This window comes from Methylobacterium radiodurans, from assembly GCF_003173735.1.
Lineage (GTDB): Bacteria > Pseudomonadota > Alphaproteobacteria > Rhizobiales > Beijerinckiaceae > Methylobacterium > Methylobacterium radiodurans.
Genome location: NZ_CP029551.1, coordinates 3,455,763 through 3,475,736, shown reverse-complemented (window position 1 = coordinate 3,475,736; position 19,974 = coordinate 3,455,763). Strand labels below are relative to the sequence as shown.

Genomic DNA, 19,974 nt, shown 5'->3' with positions numbered 1-19,974 from the left:
GGGGTGCGCGCGGCCGTTCCACATCGCCTTGCGGCGATGCGCGAAGGGCTGAAACGCTGTCCGGAATCCCTCGCAACAGCGCGGTAAAGCGTTGCAGAATCTGCCGTTTACCGCCGATGCTGAGGTGGTCCCGGTTTATGGCGGGAACGGGGCGGTTCGGGGCAGCACTCGGGGCAAACCCGGGATGCTTTCGCGGTGTTGCGACCCCGCCACAGCCACGCTTGGGCCTCCGAATACCGATGAGGATCCGGGCTAAGCTTGGGGGAGTGCCGCCGTCCGGTCCGGCGCCTCGAGCATCCGGTCGCTCTCGTCCTTCAGCTGCACGCCGGTGAGGCCGCGACTGAGCGCCTGCCCGAGGAGCCAGGCGAGCCGGAAGGCCGCCTTGTTGGGGCTGAGGCCGGCCGCGCGCACGTTCGAGATGCAGTTGCGCTCGGCGTCCGAGCGGCCGGGGCGGGGCCCGTAGGTCAGGTAGATCCCGAGGCTGTCGGGCGAGGACAGGCCCGGCCGCTCGCCGATCAGCACCGCGACGGCGCGTGCCCGCAGGGCCTCGCCGATGCTGTCGCCCAGCGCGACGCGGGCTTGGCCCGCGACGACCACCGGCGCGAGGCGCCAGTCGGCCTCCGCGGCGCGGGGCCGGAAGGCTTCGAGGACCGGCACGGCGTTCTCGTGGATCGCCCGGGCCGAGAGCCCGTCCGCGACCACGAGGGCGAGGTCGCAAGCCTCGCCCGCGGCGGCGGCCAGCGCCTCGCGGCTCTCCGGAGCGAGGCTGCGGCCGAGATCGGGCCGGCGCAGGTAGGTGGCGCGGTCCTCCGCCCGCGAGGCGGCACCGAGCGTGGGCAGGCCCAGCGCCTCGACGCCGGCCCGGACCGCCTCCGCGTCCAGCGGCGTGTGGACCGCGTCGCGCGCCTGGGCGTGGGCGAGGCCGAAGGCGAGCACGCTGCGGGTGGTCTGGCCGCTGCCGGCCCGGCCCAGGCCGATGCGGGCGGGGGTGAGCCGGGCGAGCCGGGCCCAGATCTCCGCCTCGCTCACGCGGCGAGCCCGGCCGCGTCGGCGAGCAGGCGGTTCTGCGCGCCCGCGACGAGGGCCCCTGCCCCGTCCGTCAGGCCGATCGCGTGGAGCCAGGCCTCGAACTCGGGCGCGCGCCTCAGGCCCAGCACCTCGCGCAGGTAGAGCGAGTCGTGGAAGGCGGTGGACTGGTAGTTCAGCATCACGTCGTCGGCGCCCGGCACGCCCATGATGTAGGTGCAGCCCGCAGCCCCCAGCAGCGTCAGGAGCGTGTCCATGTCGTCCTGATCGGCCTCGGCGTGGTTGGTGTAGCAGACGTCGACCCCCAGCGGCACGCCCATCAGCTTGCCGCAGAAATGGTCCTCCAGCCCCGCCCGGATGATCTCCTTGCCGTCGTAGAGGTATTCGGGACCGATGAAGCCCACCACCGTGTTGACGAGGAGCGGCCGGAAGGAACGCGCCACCGCGTAGGCGCGGGCCTCCAGCGTCTGCTGGTCGATGCCGTGATGGGCGTCGGCCGAGAGGCAGGAGCCCTGGCCGGTCTCGAAATACATCCCGTTGTCGCCGACGCTGCCGCGCTTGAGCCCGAGCATCGCGTCGTGGGCCTCCCTCAACAGGTCGAGCGTCACGCCGAAGCTCGCGTTCGCCGCCTCCGTGCCGGCGATCGACTGGAAGACGAGATCGACCGGCAGGCCCCGCTCCATCGCCTCCAGCGTGGTGGTGACGTGGGTGAGCACGCAGGATTGCGTCGGGATGGCGTGGCGCTGGATCAGCTCGTCGAGGAGGTGCAGGAGGTCGCCCAATGCCTGCACGGAGTCGGAGGCCGGGTTGATGCCGATCACCGCGTCGCCGCAGCCGTAGGAGAGCCCGTCGAGGATCGCCGCGGTGATGCCGGCCGGATCGTCGGTCGGGTGGTTCGGCTGGAGCCGCACCGCCAGCGTTCCGGGCAGGCCGATCGTGTTGCGGAACCGGGTCACCACGCGGGCCTTGCGGGCGACCAGGATCAGGTCCTGGTTGCGCATGATCTTCGACACGGCCGCGGCGATCTCGGGCGTGACCGCCGGGGCGATGCGGGCGAGCGTCTCGGAGCAGGCGGTGAGCAGGAACTCGCGGAAATCGCCGACCGTGAGGTGGCCGATCTCCCGGAAGGCGGCTTCGTCGTGCCCGTCGAGGATCAGGCGGGTGACGGCGTCGTCCTCGTAGGGGATCAGCGGCCGGGCCAGGATCTCCCGCAGGGGCACCTCGGCGAGGCACCAGCGCGCGGCCCAGCTCTCCTCCGCGGATTCGGCCGCGATCCCGGCGAGCCGGTCGCCCGAGCGGGGCGGCGTCGCCTTCGCCATCAGGGTGGCGAGGTCGGCGAAGGCGAAGCTTCGCGGGCCGACGACGTGGCGGTAGGCCATCGGGGCACCTCTCGGGCTCGTGACGTCGGCTCAGCGTATCAGACCGGGCGCGCATGGCGATGCCCCGCGCGTCCGTCAGGCCCCTCGCACCCATCCTGTCAGCAAGAACCACGCCCGCGGACGCGTCGTCCCGCTGCGGCGCCCGTGCGACGGCCCTGCCCGCCGAAGCGGCGGCTTCGCGACTCAGGCCGCCGCTTCCAGGCCCCGGCCCGAGGCCCGACGGTCCTGGATCTCGATGAAGACCCGCGTCACTTCGCTGTTGCGCGCCCGCAGCGTCCGGTCGAGGCGCGTCACCGCGCTCTCGATCTCGGCGCCCGAGAGGTCGTCCGCCATGTCCAGGCTGACGTTCACCAGGATGTCGTCGGGACCGAGATGCTGGGTCAGCACCTCGTTGACGTGGCGCACGCCGGGCTCGGAGCGCACGATCTCGCGGATCTGCGCCACCACCTCCGGGTCGGCCGCCTCGCCGATCAGCAGGCCGTGCGTCTCGATCATCAGGAAGATCGCCATGCCGACGAGCACGAGGCCGATGCCCACCGAGGCCCAGCCGTCGAGGGCCGGCATGTCGAGGAGATGGGCCGCCACCACGCCCGTGAAGGCGATCACGAGGCCGATGAGCGCCGCCACGTCCTCGACCAGGATCGTGAACAGCGACGGGTCCTTGCTGCGGCGGATCGCGGTGATCGGCGGGCGCGCCCCCTTCTCGGCCCAGAAGGCCCGCACGGCGACGAGGCAGGAATAGCCCTCCGCCGCGATGGCGAAGCCGAGGATCGCCACGTTCACCCAGAAGCCCGGGAGGCGGTAGCCCAGGATCGTGGCGTCGGCCGCCGGCTCGGGATGCATGATCTTCTCCGCACCCTCGTAGATCGCGAAGATGCCGCCGCCGAGGAAGATCATCAGCGCGACCACGAAGGCGTAGAAGTAGATCTCGCGCCCGTAGCCGAAGGGGTGGCGCGCGTCCGCCGGGCGCTTGGCCCGCTTCAAGCCCACCAGCAGCAGGATCTGGTTCGCTGTGTCGACCAACGAGTGCGCGCCCTCGGCCAGCATCGCGGTCGAGCCGGTGAGGAAGGCGCCCACGAACTTCGCCGCCGCGATGGCGAGGTTGGCGCCCGCGGCGGTGTAGATGGCGCCGGTGCTCTCGGCCATGCGGGTCTGTCCTGGCTGGGCCGGCACGCGGACCGGCCGGGATACGGGTGAGCCTGCAATGAGCCGGCAGAGGCCAAGGTTCCAACGCCGCGCCGTCCGCGGGCGGTGGACGGATGAGGGGCCGTTCGGCATCGTGCGGCGACCGAGGAGACGACCGGAGCCGCCATGTCCGCAACGATGTCCGCGACCACGCCCGCCTACGATCCCCAGAACGTCTTCGCCAAGATCCTGCGCGGCGAGATCCCGGCCCACCGGGTCTACGAGGACGACCACACCCTGGCCTTCATGGACGTGATGCCCCAGGGCGAGGGCCACACCCTGGTGATCCCGAAGGCGCCCTCGCGCGGCCTGCTCGACGCGGAGCCGGAGGCGCTCGCCGCCCTGATCGCGAGCGTGCAGCGGGTGGCGCGCGCCGTGAAGGCGGCCTTCGCGGCGGACGGGCTGACGGTTTTCCAGTACAACGAGCCGGCGGGCGGGCAGACGGTGTTCCACCTGCACGTCCACATCATCCCGCGCCGGGAGGGCGTGCCGCTGAAGCGCCACGAGGGCGGCATGGCCGACAACGCCCTGCTGGCCGAGCACGCGGAGCGGATCCGGGCGGCCCTGAAGGGGTAGGGCCGGCGAAGGCCGGCTCGGCGTCGAAGCGCGAGCGGCGGGAACCGGTTGCCGCACGCTCGGTTCGGGCGTGCGTGGACCCCTCTCCCCGCAGACGGGGACAGGGAGGTTGTATCGCTCAGGCCGCCGCGGTTCCGCCTGCCTGGGCCATGCCGGCGAGGACCCGCCGAAGCGCCGCGTTCTCGGCCTCCAGTTCGGCGATCCGGCGCAGCAGCACCGTCAGGGGCGCGTCGGCGGTCTCCGCAGCCGGCGCAGCCGGGGCGGGGGCCGCGGCCTCCTCCGCGAAGGTCACGCCGATGCCGTCCGCACGGCGCCAGCGCAGGGTGGCCCGGAAGGTACGGTCCTTCTGCGGGATGTAGAGGTCGAAGGTCGCGGGCAGCGTCGCGGTCTCGCTGAGCGCCAGCCGGGCGCCCGAGGCCGAGAAGTCCCGGACCATGCAGTCCATCGAGGACGCGCCGTTGTTGAAGCTGATGCGCCCCTTCAGGAATACGCGCTGGCGCACCTCGTTGCGATGCTCCGCCGACATCTCACCCGCCTCCGGATCGGTTTCGGTCCCGATCCTGGCACCGCGGCTCTTAAGAAACCTTTCCCGCAATACCGCACCCGGGCGCGGTTCAGGCGGTGTAGCGCCGGTCCACCGTCTGGAAGAGGTAGAAGCCGTTGAAGCGCACGGCCGTGTCGGCTGCCCGCCCGTCGAAGTCGAGCGGCGCCCCGCCCCCCGTCCCGAGCTTGCCCTCGAAGGTCCAGCGCCCGCCGCCGAGGAAGGCCGGAACCGCGCAGGATTCCGGCACCGCGCAGCACAGCCCCTCGACGCTCCTCAGGCGGAACAGGTTGTAGCTTCGCATCGGAAGTCCTCCGCTTGGCCGCCCCACTGGCGATGCGTGTATCGCAGCTGATGCTCCGCATCGCAGCCGATGCCCCGCCCCGTTGTGCGGTGCGGAGAATCAGCTTGACCGTGCTCATAATGGCACAATCGGTCGGGTTTATGTCGGCGTGTTTGCGGGGACGTTTCTCTCCAGCTCGTCGAGCCAGATCCGGGCAGAGGCGTCGGAGGGCGCGCGCCAGTCGCCGCGCGGCGAGAGCGAGCCCCCGGCCGCGACCTTCGGGCCGTTCGGGAGCGCCGAGCGCTTGAACTGGCTGAAGCCGAAGAAGCGCGCGAGGAAGACACCGAGCCAGCGCCGGATCACGGGGAGGTCGTAGGCGACGCGCTTGGCCTCGGGGAAGTCCGGCGGCCAAGCGCCCCGGCCCGGATCTCCCCAGGCATGCAGCGCCAGGAACGCGATCTTCGAGGGCCGGAACCCGTAGCGCAGCGTGTAGAACAGGTTGAAGTCCTGCAGCGCGTAGGGGCCGATCGTCCCTTCCGTGCTCTGGGGCGTGTCGTCAGCGTCCATCGGCACGAGTTCGGGCGAGATCTCGGTGTCGAGCACCGCCTGGAGGGTCCGGTTCTCCTCCGCGCCGAGCTGCCCCGAGGCGATGACCCAGCGGATCAGGTGCTGGATCAGGGTCTTGGGCACGCCGCTGTTCACGGCGTAGTGGCTCATCTGGTCGCCGACGCCGTAGGTGCACCAGCCGAGGGCCAGTTCCGAGAGGTCGCCGGTGCCGACCACGATGCCGCCGTGGCGGTTGGCGAGCCGGAACAGGTAGTCGGTGCGCAGCCCCGCCTGCACGTTCTCGAAGGTGACGTCGTAGACCGCCTCGCCCCGCGCGAAGGGGTGGCCCATGTCGGCCAGCATCTGCTTGGCGGCCGGGCGGATGTCGATCTCGGCCGCCGTGCAGCCCATCGACCGCATCAGCGCGTGGGCGTTGGACTTCGTGCCCTCCGAGGTGGCGAAGCCCGGCATGGTGTAGGTCAGGATGTCGGAGCGCGGGTAGCCCAGCCGGTCGAAGGCCTTGGCGATGACGATCAGCGCGTGGGTCGAGTCGAGGCCGCCCGAGACGCCGATCACCGCCCGCTTGGTGCCGGTCGCCTGGAGGCGCTGGGCGAGGCCCGCCACCTGGATGTTGTAGGCCTCGTAGCAGTCCTGCGCGAGGCGGTCGGCCTCGGCCGGCACGAAGGGGAAGCGCTCGACCCGGCGCTCGAGACCGAGATCCTCCATCGGCGGATCGAGCCGGAAGACGACCCGGCGGTAGGGCGGGGCGCCCGTCGATCCGGCACGGGCGTTGTCGTCGAAGCTTCCCGCCTGGCGCCGGTCCTGGGCGAGGAGATCGAGGTCGATGTCGGCGATGGTCGCCACCGGCGTTTGCGGGAAGCGCTCGCCTTCCGCCAGCCGTACGCCCACCTCGTCGATCGAGGTCTGGCCGTCCCAGGCGAGATCGGTGGTGGATTCCCCCTGCCCCGCCGCGGCGTAGACGTAGGCGCACGAGGCCCGCATCGAGGCCGCCCGGGTGAGGAGCGCGCGGGCATCCGCCCGGCCTACCGTGATCGGGCTGCCCGAGGGGTTGGCCAGCACCGTGGCGCCGGCGAGCGCCGCCCGCATCCCGGGAGCGTCGGGCACCCAGAGATCCTCGCAGATCTCGATGCCGAGCACGAAGCCGGGCAGATCGGAGGCCTCGAACAGCAGGTCGGTGCCGAAGGGCGCCTCATGGCCCGCGACCCGCACGCTCCCGCCCGCGATCCCGGCGCCGGAGGCGAAGTGGCGCTTCTCGTAGAACTCGCGGTAGTTCGGCAGGTAGCTCTTCGGCACCACGCCGAGGAGCCGCCCACGATGGATGGCGAGCGCCGTGTTGTAGATCCGGTTGCCCCAGCGCAGCGGCGCGCCGACCACCAGGAGGGGGCGCAAGGCCGCGGATTCCGCGATCAGCCGCCCGGCCGCGTCCTCGACCGCGTCGAGCAGCGTCGCCTGCAGGAAGAGGTCCTCGATCGCGTAGGCCGAGAGCGCGAGTTCCGGAAAGACGGCGAGCGCCGCGCCCCTGTCGTGGCAGGTCCGGGCCAGCTCCAGCACCGCCTCGGCGTTGCGCCCCGGCTCGGCCGGGTGGCTGCGGCCTGTGCAGGCGGCCACCCGCGCGAAGCCGTGACGGTAGAGCGAGCGGAACTCTGGAACCTGGTTCACGGCGGGCTGGCCTCGCGTGCGGGTAACCTTTCCGGGGATCTAAGGCACGGCGCCCCCGCTCTCCAGCGGGGCAGGGGTCTGGCTCAAGCGGGGCAGGGGCGCGTCAACGGCCGGTAAGGACCGGCGTCCCGGCTCAAGCCTCTGTTAACGACGACGCGCCTAACTCGGGGACGAGCCGCCCTCCCCCGGGCGGAAGCCCTGTTTCGAGTAACAGAAGCTCTCATGCGCGCATCGGGACGGCCCCCCTACTCACACCGCGATCCCTCCCGCCCCGGCCGCGGCGTCGACCGCCCGGGCCTCTCGCTCGGGGCGCTCGCGCACCGGCTGATGTCGCTGCGCCAGAGCCTGACGCGTCGCCTCGGCGGGGCCCCGCGCCATCCGGGCTACAACCTGCCGCGTCAGGGCCAGGCTGCCGCCCAGAGTTGGGCCACCCCGCCGAACGCCATGCTCGCCCGCGAGCCGCAGGTGCCGATGCCGCGCGTCCTGCCGCGCGAGATGGCACCGTTCGGCGCGTCGGAGCCGCGGTTCGGCGCGTCGGAGCCGCGTTTCGGCGCTCACGACGCGGGCGGCTTCGGCATGCCCGAGGCGGCCCGCGCCGAGCCGCAGGGCTGGCCCGACCACGTCTTCGACGACCGCGCCGGCTTCGAGCCCCTGCCGCCGCGCCACGAGAGCCGCATCGACCACGCCGCCTCGACGCCGGGCGTCCTGGTGCGCCAGCCCCGCCGCCCGGCCGCGATCGCCCCCGAGGGCGTGCCGGCCGACGCCTACACGAGCGCACCCGCCGCAGCACCCGCATCCGCCGCGTCCCAGCCTTCCGCCGTCCGCTTTACCCGCACGCCCGATACGGTCCTCCAGGAGCGCCGCCAGCGGGCGCTGGAGGCCGAGCGCGCCGCGCTGGAGCGCGCCCGCGCCGAGGCCCAGGCCGCGCTGCAGGCCCGCGCGGACGCGCAGGCCGCGATCGAGCGCGCCGAGGCCGAGCGCCGCGCCGCCGCCGAGGAGGCAGCCCGCCTGGAAGCCGAGCGCACCGCCGAGGCCGCCGCCGCGGCGGCCCGGGTCGATGCCGGCCCGCCTGTGCCGCTCTGGCGCCAGCCCTTCGTGGCGTCGGAGGGCGTGCGCTACTTCCGCACCCCCGACCGGCGCCCGGCCCGCCCGAGCGTCGAGCTGTCGGCGGAGGCGCAGGCCCCGCAGGCGGTGTACGGGCCGGTCGCGGCGATGAGCGGACCCGAGGCCGCCCTCGCCCCCGAACTCGCGCCCGAGACCTCCTCCGAGGTCGCGGCGATGCCGGAAGCCGGCGCGACGCCCGCCTGCGCCGACTTCTCGGACCTGCCCGACTGGTCGGGCGTGCAGCCCTGGTTCGGCAGCGACGACGGCTTCTCGGCCGCCGAGGCCTGGGCCGCGCTCGACGCCCGGCCCGAGGCGGCTCCCGAGGCGGCTGCGGAGATCGCTCCCGAAGCCGCCCCCGAGCCTGCCGTCAACGAGCCTGCGGCCGACGAGGCCGCGCCCTACGTCGCGGTGCCGGTCGACATCTCGCACCTGCGCTCGCTGCCGCCGAAGCCCGTCTACGTGCTCGACCGGCTGGTGCGCTTCGACATGCCCCCGCGCCCGGCCGACCTGCAGGACAATGCCAGCGCCCGCGCCGCCGAGGCCGCGGCCGCCGCCTTCCTGCCGCCGCGTCCTGCCCTGACGCTGGTCTTCGGGCCGGAGACGCCGGCCCCGGCCGGCCCGAGCGACGCCGCCGTGCCGGCCGCGATCGAGCCCGCCCCCGTGCCGCGCCCCCTCCGGCCGGCCCTGTCGGCGATGGCCGCCCGCGCCGCCATCCGCCCGGCTCGCCAGCCGGGCGCGCCGGAGCCGGCGCCCGCCGAGGCCCCCGCCTTCGAGTCCGCCGCGGTGCAGGTGCCGTTCCAGATGCCCGTCGCGGCCGAGGGCTCCGCGCCCGTCGCGGTGCCGATCCCGGCGCGCCCGGTCCTGCTGCGCGGCCGTGCCGCCCCGGCTCCCGAGCCGGCCGAGGAGATCGTCGAGGCGTCCGAGGCCGTGGAGGCCCCCCTCCCCTCTCCGGCGGAGTCCGGGCAGGCCGTGGCCGCCGAGCCGGCCCCCCTCCCCGCTCCGGTCCAAGGCCTGGTCCAAGGCCCGCTCCAAGCCGCCCCCGTCAACGTGCCGGCCGTGGTGCGCCCGCACCTGATCCCGGCCGGGCGCCACCTCGAGGTCGCGGCCTTCGCGAACGCCGATTACGAATTGCCCGCGCTCGAACTCCTCGCCCTGCCGGCCCCCGGCGGCAGCGAGGAGGTCGATGCCGACGTGCTGGAGCAGAACGCCCTCAACCTGCAGCAGACGGTCCAGGATTTCGGCGTGCGCGGCGACATCCTGGCGGTGCGCCCCGGCCCGGTCGTCACCCTCTACGAGCTGGAGCCGGCCCCCGGCACCAAGTCCTCCCGCGTCATCGGCCTGTCGGACGACATCGCGCGCTCGATGTCGGCGGTCTCGGCCCGCGTCGCGGTCGTGCCCGGCCGCAACGTCATCGGCATCGAGCTGCCGAACGAGACCCGCGAGACGGTCTACCTGCGCGAGCTCCTCTGCGCGCCGGACTTCGTGGAGACGAAGCACAAGCTCGCTCTGTGCCTCGGCAAGAACATCGGCGGCGAGCCGATCATCGCGGATCTGGCCCGCATGCCGCACCTGCTCGTTGCCGGCACCACCGGCTCCGGCAAGTCGGTGGCCATCAACACCATGATCCTGTCGCTCCTCTACCGGATGAAGCCGGAGGAGTGCCGCCTGATCATGGTCGATCCGAAGATGCTGGAACTCTCCGTCTACGACGGCATCCCGCACCTGCTCTCCCCCGTCGTCATCGACCCCAAGAAGGCGGTGATCGCCCTCAAATGGGCCGTGCGCGAGATGGAGGAGCGCTACAAGAAGATGTCCAAGATCGCGGTCCGCAACATCGACGGCTACAACGCCCGGATGAAGGAGGCCCGCGAGCGCGGCGAGACCATCACCCGCACGGTGCAGACGGGCTTCGACCGCCACACCGGCGAGGCGGTGTTCGAGGAGGAGGCGATGGACCTCAGCCCGCTGCCCTACATCGTGATCGTGGTGGACGAGATGGCCGACCTGATGATGGTGGCCGGCAAGGACATCGAGGGGGCGATCCAGCGCCTCGCCCAGATGGCGCGGGCGGCGGGCATCCACCTGATCATGGCCACCCAGCGCCCCTCGGTGGACGTGATCACCGGCACCATCAAGGCGAACTTCCCGACCCGGATCTCCTTCCAGGTGACGAGCAAGATCGACTCGCGCACGATCCTGGGCGAGATGGGCGCCGAGCAGCTTCTCGGCCAGGGCGACATGCTGTTCATGGCCGGCGGCGGGCGCACCACCCGCGTGCACGGGCCCTTCTGCTCGGATGCCGAGGTCGAGAGCGTGGTCGCCCACCTCAAGCGCCAGGGCCGGCCCGCCTATCTCGACGCCGTCACGGCGGACGATGCGCCCGACGAGGCGCCCGCCAAGGGCTCCCGCGGCGCCAAGGCGGCCCCGGCCGCGGAGGAGCGCGAGGAGGAGGCCCCGGTCTTCGACGTCGGCGCCTTCGCGGCTGCGGTGGGCGGCGAGGCCGGCGAGCTCTACGAGCAGGCGATCCAGGTGGTGCTGCGCGACCAGAAGGCGTCGACCAGCTACATCCAGCGCCGCCTGCAGATCGGTTACAACCGCGCCGCTTCCCTGATGGAGCGGATGGAGATCGAGGGCATCGTCGGCCCCGCCAACCACGCGGGAAAACGCGAGATCCTGGTCGATGCCAGCCATTTCGCGGGCTCCGCCATCGGCAACGCGATGGCGCACCCGCTCGGCGCCGCCGCGATGGACGACGAGGACTGACCCTTCTCCGCCCGACCCCGGCCGGGCGGTTCCGCGACGCGCGTCGCATCTTCGCCACAGGGGCGGGCTCTAAGCGGGCCCGCCCCCGCACGACCCGCACCGGCGCCCGCGCCACGAGGAGACAGCCCCACGATGATCGGCCGCCGCACCAGCCCCGCCGCGTCGCTTCTCGTCCTCGCGGCCTGGCTCGGCGCCGCCGCGCCGGCCGAGGCGCAGGTCGGCAACTTCCTCGACAGCCTGTTCGGCCGCAAGGAGCAGCCCGCCCCCGAGCCGCAGCCCGAGGTGGCCCCGCCCGCTCCGGCGCCCGCGCCCAAGAAGGCGGCGCCCAAGCCCCAGGCGGGCAAGGACGCCAAGGAGCACAAGGACGGGGTGAAGGAGGCGAAAGCTGCCAACGAGAAGACCGGCAGCATCAAGGGCCGGCCCACCGAGGCGAGGGCGCCGGCCCAGTCCGAAAAGGTCGCGGCCGTGGGCGCGCCCGCGGCGATCCCGGCCGCGCTGGAGCAGGCGGATCCCGCCACCGTGCTCGCCCAGGCCAACGCCTATTTCAACGGGCTGAACACGCTGACGGGCAGCTTCGTGCAGATCTCCGCGGACGGGCGCCGGATCGGCGGCAAGCTCAGCCTCGTGAAGCCCGGGCGCCTGCGCTTCGACTACGACCAGCCCTCGCCGCTGGAGGTGGTGGCCGACGGCCAGTCGGTGGCGGTGCGCGATCGCAAGCTCGGCACGCAGGACCTCTACTTCATCGCCCAGACGCCGCTGAAATTCCTGCTGCGGGAGAAGATCGACCTCGCCCGCGACCTCACGGTGACCGAGGTCGTCAATGAGCCGGGCGGCATCCGCATCGCGCTGGAGGATCGCGCCACGCTCGGCGGCACCTCGAAGATCCAGCTCTACTTCGACGCCGAGATGAAGACCCTGTCGCAGTGGCGGATCACCGACCCGCAGGGCTACCTCACCACGGTGCAGCTCTCGAACCTGCAGCGGGGCAAGGCGGTCGACGGGGCGCTGTTCTTCATCAATTACGGTCGCGCCGAGGACAAGGCGATGGCCGAGCGCATCAAGCAGTCGCAGAACCCCTGAGGGTGGCTGGCAGCGGCGCTTCGGATCGCGCTGCCCTTTTCCCGGATCACCTTCCACTGCGTTCCAGGCGTCCGGGAAAGGGGCGGCGCCTAGTCTGTCAGGCCGCCGGAGGTCGGTGGGAAACGGGTTCTTCTGCCCCGCCTCAGGCCGCGGCCACCGGCCGCCAGCGGTCGAGCTCCCGGTCGATCGCCCGCTCCGTCCCCTCCATGAAGGCGGCCGCCGAGAGGCCGGCGGCGAGCGGCGCGAGGTAGCTCACCACCACGGTCCCAGGCCGGCTCACCGACCCGCTCGGCCAGTACAGCCCGGAATTGACCGCGACCGGCAGCACCGGCAGGCCGAGCTTGCCGTAGAGCAGCTCCGCCCCGCGCTTGAACTGCACCGGCGCCCCGAAGGCGCTGCGGGTGCCCTCGGGGAAGATCAGCACCGAGCGGCCTGCCGCCACCGCCGCGCGGCTCTCCTCGATCATGGTGCGCAGCGCCTGTGTGCCGTTGGCGCGATCGATGATGATCATCGGCGAGCGGCGCAGGAACCAGCCGACCACGGGGATCGCGACGAGTTCGCGCTTGGCGATGATCGCCACGTCCGGCACCAGGATCAGGAAGGCCAGGGTTTCCCAGGCGGACTGGTGGTTGGCCACGATCAGGCAGGGCCCGTCCGGGATGCGCTCGCGGCCCTCCTCGACATGGCGCAGCCCGACGATGCCGCGCAGCCCGAACAGGATGCCGCGCGCCCAGAGCCGGGTCGCCGCGCGGATCGGCCGGGCCGGCGCGCCGCTCGCGGCGAAGGCCACGAGGGGCACGAGGAACAGGGCGGTCCAGGCGGCCCAGTAGGCGTTGAAGCAGGCGGAGCGAAGCGAGGGCAAGGGCGTGTCGGGCTCGAGGACGGCCGTCCGGAGACGGCGGAGCGCGCCCATACCGCCTTCCCCGCCCCGGTGCACGGCAATTCGCGCGCCTGCGACCCGGATGCACTGTCGGCGCGCGCCGGATCAGCTATCGAGTGTGGCCCCGCCCGACCGGCTCGGAAAGCCCCGCCCGTGCGCCTCACCGTCACCACCTGGAACATCAACTCGGTGCGCCTGCGCATCGATTCCGTGCTGCGCTTCCTCAGCGAGAACCGGCCCGACGTGCTCTGCCTGCAGGAGACGAAGTGTCCGAACGAGCTGTTCCCGCTGAAAGCCTTCGCCGGCACCGGCTACGAGCACGTCGTGTTCTCGGGCCAGAAGGGCTACAACGGCGTCGCGATCCTCTCGCGCTTCCCGCTCCTGACCCCTGAGATGATGGGCTTCTGCGAGCGGCCCGACGCGCGCCACATCTCGGCGGTGCTGGGGCGCGAGGCGGGACCGGCGGCGGGAATCGTGCTGCACGACTTCTACGTGCCGGCCGGCGGCGACGTGCCGGACCGCGCCCTCAACCCGAAATTCGCGCACAAGCTCGACTTCCTGGCGGAACTCCGCGCCTGGGGCGGACGGCGCGTCGCCGGCCCGGCGATCCTCGTCGGCGACCTCAACGTGGCGCCGCTGGAGCACGACGTCTGGTCGCACAAGCAGCTCCTCGACGTGGTGAGCCACACCCCCGTCGAGACCGAGGCGCTGGAGATTCTGCGGGGCGAGGCCGGGTGGATCGACGCGGCGCGCCACCTCACGCCCGAGCCCGAGAAGATCTACACGTGGTGGAGCTACCGCTCGCCGAACTGGGAGCTCGCCAACAAGGGGCGCCGCCTCGACCACGCCTGGGTCTCGCCGGATCTGGCCGGCACGGTCCGCGCCGTCACCGTCTCGCGCGAGACCCGCGGCTGGGAGCGTCCCTCCGACCACGTGCCCGTGACGCTGGCGCTCGAACTCTGAGGGGAACGCAGGCCCCGCCTCGCGCATTGCCGGGCATCACGAACCGTTGATGAGGCCCTCATGCGCAAGCTCCTGCTCGCCTTCCTGCTCCCCCGCGTCGTCTCCTGGCTGCGCCGCCGCTACGGCTCGCCGAGCCACCGCACCCGCCCGTACTGAGCCTCTCGTAATTTCCCTCCCCCCTCTGCGGGGGAGGGTGGCCCTCGTGTGAGCGAGGGTCGGGAGAGGGGTGAACGCTTCAGGATGGAGCTTTAGCCTGCATGAAGGTTGCACCCTCTTCTTGAAGCCGGGTTCCCCTCTCCCGACCCGGCCTGACGGCCGGCCCACCCTCCCCCGCAGAGGGGGGAGGGAAAATGTCGGCGCTACACCGCCTGCCGCGCGGTCTCGGGCATCAGCAGCACCGCGACGAAGCTCATCGCGGCGGCGATTCCCAGATAGGCACCCACCCAGGCGATGCCGCCCATCGCCACGAGGCTCTGCGCCAAGTAGGGCGCCGCCGAGGCGCCGATGATGCCCGCGAGGTTGTAGGTCACCGAGGCGCCCGTGTAGCGCACCCGGGTCGGGAACAGCTCCGGCAGCAGCGCCCCCATCGGCCCGAAGATCCAGCCCATCGCGAAGAGGCCGAGGCAGAGGAAGCCGAGCACCAGCGGCCACGAGCCCGAGCCCAGCATCGGCCCGAGCAGGAGGCCGAGGAACATCGTGAAGAGGGTGCCCGACATCACCACGGGGCGCCGCCCGAACCGGTCTGCCGCCCAGCCCGAGAGCGGAATGCCGAGGCCCATGAAGCAGACGGCGATGCACTCGAAGAGCAGGAAGGTTGGCCGCGTGTAGCCGAGGGTTCCCGTGCCGTAGCCCAGTGCGAACACGGTCGAGAGGTAGAACACCGCGTAGCAGGCCACCATCGCAAAGGTGCCGAGCAGGATCGCCCGCGTGTGCTGCGTGACCACGGTGGCGAGCGGCACCTTCTCGGGCTCGGCCCGGGCGAGCGCCGCCTTGAAGGCGGGCGTCTCGGTGAGCGCGAGGCGCACGTAGAGGCCGACGCCGACGAGCACCGCCGAGGCCAGGAACGGCAGGCGCCAGCCCCAGCTCTGGAAGGCCTCGGGGCTCAGCCCGAAGCTCAGCGCCAGGAAGCAGGTATTGGCCAGGATGAAGCCGACCGGTGCGCCGAGCTGCGGGAAGATGCCGTACCAGGCCCGTTTGCCCGGCGGCGCGTTCTCCACCGCCAGGAGCGCCGCCCCGCCCCACTCGCCGCCGAAGCCGAGCCCCTGGCCGAAGCGCAGGATGCACAGCGCTGCGGGCGCGAGCCAGCCCGCGGTGGCGTAGGTCGGCAGGCAGCCGATCAGCACCGTCGAGAGGCCCATGATCATCAGCGAGGCGACGAGCGTCGCCTTGCGGCCGATGCGGTCGCCGAAATGCCCGAAGAGCGCCGCGCCGATCGGGCGCGCCAGGAAGGCGATCGCGAAGGTGGCGAACGCTGCGAGCAGCTGCACGCCGGGCTCGCCCGGCGGGAAGAAGACCGGCCCGATCACCAGGGCGGCGGCGGTGGCGTAGATGTAGAAGTCGTAGAACTCGATCGCCGTGCCGACGAAGCTCGCCGTGAGGATGCGGCGGGCCGAGGTCGGCGGGACGGGTGCGGTCTGGAGCATGGGACGCGGCCTGAACTGAGGACGCGCCCGCCCTAGTGCAGCCGCCCCCGTTTGCCCAGCGGTCCGGCACTATTTCGCGGCGCGATGGAGTCGGGACGACCGCCGCGGGCGACGTCGCAGGGCGCGCCGAGTCCGCCGCATCGGACCTCCCCCACCGTGTGTCCGCACCGGATCTGCCCATGCGCCGGGCGCGCGGCGCCGGAAGGGGGCCGTTCGCGACGCGAAGTGCCGCTTTTTCAGGCGCGCACAATCCGGTTGCGGGCGGCTCGGCCGGCCGTCCGCGCGCGTGCGCGAGGCGGGACGCAAACCTCGGTTGGCACGGAACCTGCTCACGACCCCGTGTCCGTCAAAGGCGACGGCACCGCCCTCCGCCAGCAACGCCGCTGTCGCGATCCCTCCCGTCCCGCGCCTCAGGGCCGCGGCCGGCGGTGTGCATCGCTGCGCGGGTCGGCGGCCGGCAATTCCTGTTTCTCGAGGCAGATACATGCAGAACGGCGAGTCGAAGACCCGGCGCAGCATCCTCAAGGGCGTGGCCGCCGCCCTGTCGCTGACGGCCGCCGCGCGGCTGGCGCTCCCCGGCGGCGCCTTCGCGCAGGGCGCGGGGCCGGAGGTGAAGGGGGCCAAGCTCGGCTTCATCGCGCTCACCGACGCGAGCCCGCTCTTCGTCGCCAAGGAGAAGGGGTTCTTCGCCAAGCACGGCATGCCCGACGTCGAGGTGCTGAAGCAGGCCTCCTGGGGCACGACCCGCGACAACCTCGTGCTCGGCTCCGAGGGCAACGGCATCGACGGCGCCCATATCCTCACGCCGATGCCCTACCTGATCTCGGCCGGCAAGGTGACGCAGAACAACGTGCCGGTGCCGATGCACATCCTGGCGCGGCTCAACACCAACGGCCAGTGCATCTCGGTCGCCAAGGAGTATCTCGACGCCAAGGTCGCGCTCGACTCCAAGGTCTTCCGCGCCGCCACCGAGAAGAAGAAGGCCGCCGGCAAGTCCGTGAAGGCCGCCATGACCTTCCCGGGCGGCACCCACGACCTCTGGATCCGCTACTGGCTCGCGGCCGGCGGCATCGACCCCGACAAGGACATCGAGACCATCGTGGTGCCCCCGCCCCAGATGGTGGCGAACATGAAGGTCGGCACGATGGACGCCTTCTGCGTCGGCGAGCCCTGGAACGCGCAGCTCGTGCAGCAGGGGCTGGGCTACACCGCGCTCACCACCGGCGAGCTCTGGAAGGACCATCCCGAGAAGGCCTTCGCGCTCCGCGCCGCCTTCGTCGAGAAGTACCCGAACGCCACGAAGGCCCTGACCATGGCGGTGCTGGAGGCGCAAGCCTGGTGCGACCGGCCCGAGAACAAGGACGAGGTCGCGCAGATCGCCGCCAAGCGCCAGTGGATGAACGTCCCGGTGGCGGACGTGGCCGGCCGCATCAAGGGCACGATCGATTACGGCGACGGGCGCGTGGTCGAGAACAGCCCCTTCGTGATGAAGTTCTGGCGCGACCACGCCTCCTACCCGTTCCAGTCCCACGACCTCTGGTTCCTCACCGAGGACATCCGCTGGGGCAAGTTCGAGGCGACCACCGACACCAAGGCGCTCATCGCCAAGGTGAACCGCGAGGACATCTGGCGCGAGGCCGCCAAGGCGCTCGGCGTCACCGACATCCCGACCTCGACCTCCCGCGGCAAGGAGACCTTCTTCGACGGCAAGGTCTTCGACCCCGCGGACCCCGCCGCCTACCTCGCCGGGCTCGGCATCAAGAGGATCGCCTGATGGCCGCCACCTCCGCCACCCTGGGCACGGCCGCGCGCGACAGTGCCGCGGTCAAGTCCCGCCGCCTGCCCCGGATCACGGGCAAGGATCTCCGGGCGCTCGGCGCCCGGGTGATTCCGCCGCTCGTGGTGCTGGCCGCCTTCCTGCTGTTCTGGGAGGTCGCCTGCTCACGCCCGACCGCCGGCCTGCCCCCGCCCTCGCGGGTGCTCTCGGAGGCCTGGCCCATCATCTCGGACCCGTTCTTCGACAACGGCGGCACCGACAAGGGGCTGTTCTGGCACATCACCGCCAGCCTCCAGCGCGTCGCGCTCGGCTTCTGCCTCGCGGTCGTCGCGGGCGTGATGCTGGGTACGCTCGTCGGACAGTCCGAGTGGGCGATGCGCGGCCTCGACCCGATCTTCCAGGTGCTGCGCACGATCCCGCCGCTCGCCTGGCTGCCGCTCTCGCTCGCCGCATTCCGGGACGGCCAGCCCTCGGCGATCTTCGTGATCTTCATCACCTCGATCTGGCCGATCATCATCAACACCGCGGTCGGCATCCGCAACATCCCGCAGGATTACCGCAACGTCGCCGCCGTCATCCGGCTGAACCCGGCCGAGTTCTTCCTCAAGGTGATGCTGCCGTCCGCGGCCCCCTACATCTTCACGGGGCTCCGCATCGGCGTCGGCCTGTCCTGGCTCGCGATCGTGGCGGCCGAGATGCTGATCGGCGGCGTCGGCATCGGCTTCTTCATCTGGGACGCCTGGAACTCGTCGCACATCTCCGAGATCATCGTCGCGCTCGTCTATGTCGGCGTGATCGGCTTCATCCTCGACCGGCTGGTGGCGGCGGCAGGCAGCCTCGTCACCCGCGGCACCAGCGCGGCCTGAGGGAGGGCCAGACATGGCAACCGCACATCTCGACCTCTCGCAGGTCGGCATCAGCTTCACCCGGGGCGGCAAGACGACCGAGGTTCTGCGCGACGTGAACCTCAAGCTCGACAAGGGCGAGTTCGTTTCGATCATCGGGCATTCGGGCTGCGGCAAGTCCACGGTGCTCAACATCGTGGCGGGCCTGCTCAAGGCCTCGACCGGCTGCGTGCTGCTCGACGGCAAGGAGGTGTCGAGCCCGGGCCCCGAGCGGGCGGTGGTGTTCCAGAACCACTCGCTCCTGCCCTGGCTCACCGTGCGCGAGAACGTGGCGCTCGCCGTCGACAAGGTGCTGGCCAGGAAGAAGTCGCGCGCGGAGCGGGCGGCCTGGGTCGAGCACAATCTCGCGCTGGTCAACATGATGCACGCGGCCGAGAAGCGCCCGAACGAGATCTCGGGCGGCATGAAGCAGCGCGTCGGCATCGCCCGGGCGCTCGCCATGGAGCCGACCGTGCTGCTGATGGACGAGCCCTTCGGCGCGCTCGACGCGCTGACCCGGGCGCATCTCCAGGATCAGCTCATGGAGATCCAGGTGCGGCTCAGGAACACCGTCATCATGATCACCCACGACGTGGACGAGGCGGTGCTGCTCTCGGACCGCATCGTGATGATGACGAACGGGCCCTCGGCCACGATCGGCGAGATCCTGCCCGTGCCGCTCGCCCGGCCGCGGCGCCGGCTGGAGCTCGTCGAGGACCAGACCTACGTCCATTGCCGGGCGGAGGTGCTGGAGTTCCTCTACGCCCGCCACGCGAAGCCGGCGCTGGCGGCGTAAACATCGGGCGGTCCTGGCGCCGACCTCAGCGGAGAGCCGGGCCTGAAGCGCGCCCCCTCTCCCGCGCGGGAGAGGGGACCCGCGCCCTCATCGGCGCGGGCGGTGACTGTCCAAGAAGGATCAATCCTTCAGGTCGGCCGGCACCTTGCCGCCGTTCTCCTCGAGCTTCTTGATCACCTGCTTGTGCAGCCAGACGTTCATCGTGGCCGAGTCGTCCTTGTCGCCGGTGTAGTGCAGCTCGTCGGCGAGCTGCTTGCGGGCGGTGAGGCTCGAATCGAGGTCGAGGAGCTTCATCAGGTCCACGATCGAGGTGCGCCAGTTCAGCTGCTGCGGGTTCTTGGCGGCCATGTCGTTGAGCACCTGCTCGACATCGACCTTTCCGCCCCCGCCGGCCGGGGCCGCGGCGCCGCCCGAACCGGTGCTGCCCGTGGTCGCGGTCGAGGTCGGGTTGCTCGACTCCGAGGGGGCGGCCTCCGCGCTGCCGCCGCCGAACGGGTGCAGGATCTTGCTGACGATGCTTCCGAGAAGGCTCATGGCGGAACTCCTTTTCGCTCCGGGGCCGGGTTCGTCGCGGGACCGGAATCCCGCAGCCGCCTGACAACGGGTCGCACCCCAGGGCGTTCCCACGCGTGGGGCGTCCCCCCTCTTCCGGGCTCAGCGGCTGGCGTGCAGGGCGAAGCCGAGCAGGCCGAGCCCGGTCAGCAGACAGATGCCGCTCCAGCGCTCCAGGCTGGCGGCGCGGTCCGGGCGGCGCAGCGACAAGGCGGCGAGACCCACGCCGCCAGCGATGCAGGCGAGACTGATCATGGTGAGCATGCCGGGAAGAGAGATCTGATTTGGACCGACCACGTAGAAGAAGGCTCTCCGT

The 19,974-nt window shown here is 71.9% G+C and carries 17 protein-coding genes; 7 read left to right on the top strand and 10 right to left on the bottom strand.

Translation table 11 applies throughout. The features are described from left to right. Positions 1–252: 252 nt before the first annotated feature. The 3 genes from eutC to DK427_RS16260 all read right to left on the bottom strand — a co-directional run bounded on the left by eutC (position 253) and on the right by DK427_RS16260 (position 3,551). Positions 253–1,029 (bottom strand): ethanolamine ammonia-lyase subunit EutC, encoded by a 777-nt coding sequence (gene eutC / locus DK427_RS16270; protein WP_109952174.1) that lies wholly within the window; start codon positions 1,027–1,029, stop codon positions 253–255. After that, positions 1,026–2,405 (bottom strand): ethanolamine ammonia-lyase subunit EutB, encoded by a 1,380-nt coding sequence (locus DK427_RS16265; RefSeq protein ID WP_109952173.1) that lies wholly within the window; start codon positions 2,403–2,405, stop codon positions 1,026–1,028. The genes eutC and DK427_RS16265 overlap by 4 nt, the downstream gene beginning before the upstream one ends. A gap of 183 nt (positions 2,406–2,588) precedes the next feature. Beyond that, on the bottom strand, positions 2,589–3,551 hold the full coding sequence (locus DK427_RS16260; RefSeq protein ID WP_109952172.1) for a cation diffusion facilitator family transporter: 963 nt from the start codon (positions 3,549–3,551) through the stop codon (positions 2,589–2,591). Positions 3,552–3,716: 165 nt separating this feature from the next. Here DK427_RS16260 and DK427_RS16255 point away from each other — a divergent pair, with 165 nt between their 5' ends. Then, positions 3,717–4,166 (top strand): HIT family protein, encoded by a 450-nt coding sequence (locus DK427_RS16255; RefSeq protein ID WP_245930589.1) that lies wholly within the window; start codon positions 3,717–3,719, stop codon positions 4,164–4,166. A gap of 118 nt (positions 4,167–4,284) precedes the next feature. On the opposite strand, the gene DK427_RS16250 is transcribed toward DK427_RS16255, so the two are convergent. The 3 genes from DK427_RS16250 to DK427_RS16240 form a co-directional block, all read right to left on the bottom strand. Next, complete coding sequence (locus DK427_RS16250; RefSeq protein ID WP_109952170.1) at positions 4,285–4,692, bottom strand: PilZ domain-containing protein; 408 nt, start codon at positions 4,690–4,692, stop codon at positions 4,285–4,287. Positions 4,693–4,780: 88 nt separating this feature from the next. Beyond that, the gene (locus DK427_RS16245) at positions 4,781–5,011 is read right to left on the bottom strand and encodes a hypothetical protein (RefSeq protein WP_109952169.1); all 231 of its coding nucleotides are present in this window, start codon (positions 5,009–5,011) and stop codon (positions 4,781–4,783) included. Between the two features lie 138 nt (positions 5,012–5,149). Then, positions 5,150–7,216 (bottom strand): NAD(+) synthase, encoded by a 2,067-nt coding sequence (locus DK427_RS16240; RefSeq protein WP_109952168.1) that lies wholly within the window; start codon positions 7,214–7,216, stop codon positions 5,150–5,152. A gap of 222 nt (positions 7,217–7,438) precedes the next feature. Here DK427_RS16240 and DK427_RS16235 point away from each other — a divergent pair, with 222 nt between their 5' ends. After that, entirely contained in the window at positions 7,439–11,083 is a 3,645-nt protein-coding gene (locus tag DK427_RS16235) for a DNA translocase FtsK (RefSeq protein ID WP_109952167.1), read from the top strand. Positions 11,084–11,215: 132 nt separating this feature from the next. Continuing rightward, the gene (locus tag DK427_RS16230; RefSeq protein WP_109952166.1) at positions 11,216–12,163 is read left to right on the top strand and encodes an outer-membrane lipoprotein carrier protein LolA; all 948 of its coding nucleotides are present in this window, start codon (positions 11,216–11,218) and stop codon (positions 12,161–12,163) included. Positions 12,164–12,305: 142 nt separating this feature from the next. On the opposite strand, the gene DK427_RS16225 is transcribed toward DK427_RS16230, so the two are convergent. Next, positions 12,306–13,076, bottom strand: a complete 771-nt coding sequence (locus DK427_RS16225) for a lysophospholipid acyltransferase family protein (RefSeq protein WP_109952165.1) — start codon at positions 13,074–13,076, stop codon at positions 12,306–12,308. Positions 13,077–13,196: 120 nt separating this feature from the next. Here DK427_RS16225 and xth point away from each other — a divergent pair, with 120 nt between their 5' ends. Further along, the gene (gene xth, locus DK427_RS16220; RefSeq protein WP_109952164.1) at positions 13,197–14,006 is read left to right on the top strand and encodes an exodeoxyribonuclease III; all 810 of its coding nucleotides are present in this window, start codon (positions 13,197–13,199) and stop codon (positions 14,004–14,006) included. A gap of 359 nt (positions 14,007–14,365) precedes the next feature. Here the strand turns inward: xth and DK427_RS16215 are convergent, their stop codons facing one another. Continuing rightward, positions 14,366–15,649 carry an MFS transporter gene (locus DK427_RS16215; protein ID WP_109952163.1) on the bottom strand — a complete coding sequence of 428 codons (1,284 nt, stop codon included), beginning with the start codon at positions 15,647–15,649 and terminating at the stop codon, positions 14,366–14,368. Positions 15,650–16,133: 484 nt separating this feature from the next. Between DK427_RS16215 and DK427_RS16210 the strand changes: the two genes are divergently transcribed. Genes DK427_RS16210 through DK427_RS16200 form a run of 3 tightly spaced genes read left to right on the top strand, consistent with a single transcriptional unit; the run spans position 16,134 to position 19,106 of the window. After that, positions 16,134–17,423 (top strand): CmpA/NrtA family ABC transporter substrate-binding protein, encoded by a 1,290-nt coding sequence (locus DK427_RS16210; RefSeq protein ID WP_109952162.1) that lies wholly within the window; start codon positions 16,134–16,136, stop codon positions 17,421–17,423. Further along, positions 17,423–18,292: a nitrate ABC transporter permease gene (ntrB, locus tag DK427_RS16205; RefSeq protein ID WP_109952161.1), complete on the top strand. Its 870-nt coding sequence runs from the start codon at positions 17,423–17,425 to the stop codon at positions 18,290–18,292. The genes DK427_RS16210 and ntrB overlap by 1 nt, the downstream gene beginning before the upstream one ends. A 13-nt stretch (positions 18,293–18,305) precedes the next feature. Further along, positions 18,306–19,106 (top strand): ABC transporter ATP-binding protein, encoded by an 801-nt coding sequence (locus DK427_RS16200; RefSeq protein WP_109952160.1) that lies wholly within the window; start codon positions 18,306–18,308, stop codon positions 19,104–19,106. A 120-nt stretch (positions 19,107–19,226) separates the two neighbouring features. Here the strand turns inward: DK427_RS16200 and DK427_RS16195 are convergent, their stop codons facing one another. Both DK427_RS16195 and DK427_RS26730 read right to left on the bottom strand, forming a co-directional pair. After that, the gene (locus DK427_RS16195) at positions 19,227–19,640 is read right to left on the bottom strand and encodes a DUF3597 domain-containing protein (RefSeq protein WP_109952159.1); all 414 of its coding nucleotides are present in this window, start codon (positions 19,638–19,640) and stop codon (positions 19,227–19,229) included. A gap of 120 nt (positions 19,641–19,760) precedes the next feature. Next, a complete protein-coding gene (locus tag DK427_RS26730) occupies positions 19,761–19,922 on the bottom strand; it encodes a hypothetical protein (RefSeq protein WP_204165178.1) in 162 nt (53 codons plus the stop codon). Between the last annotated feature and the right edge of the window lie 52 nt (positions 19,923–19,974).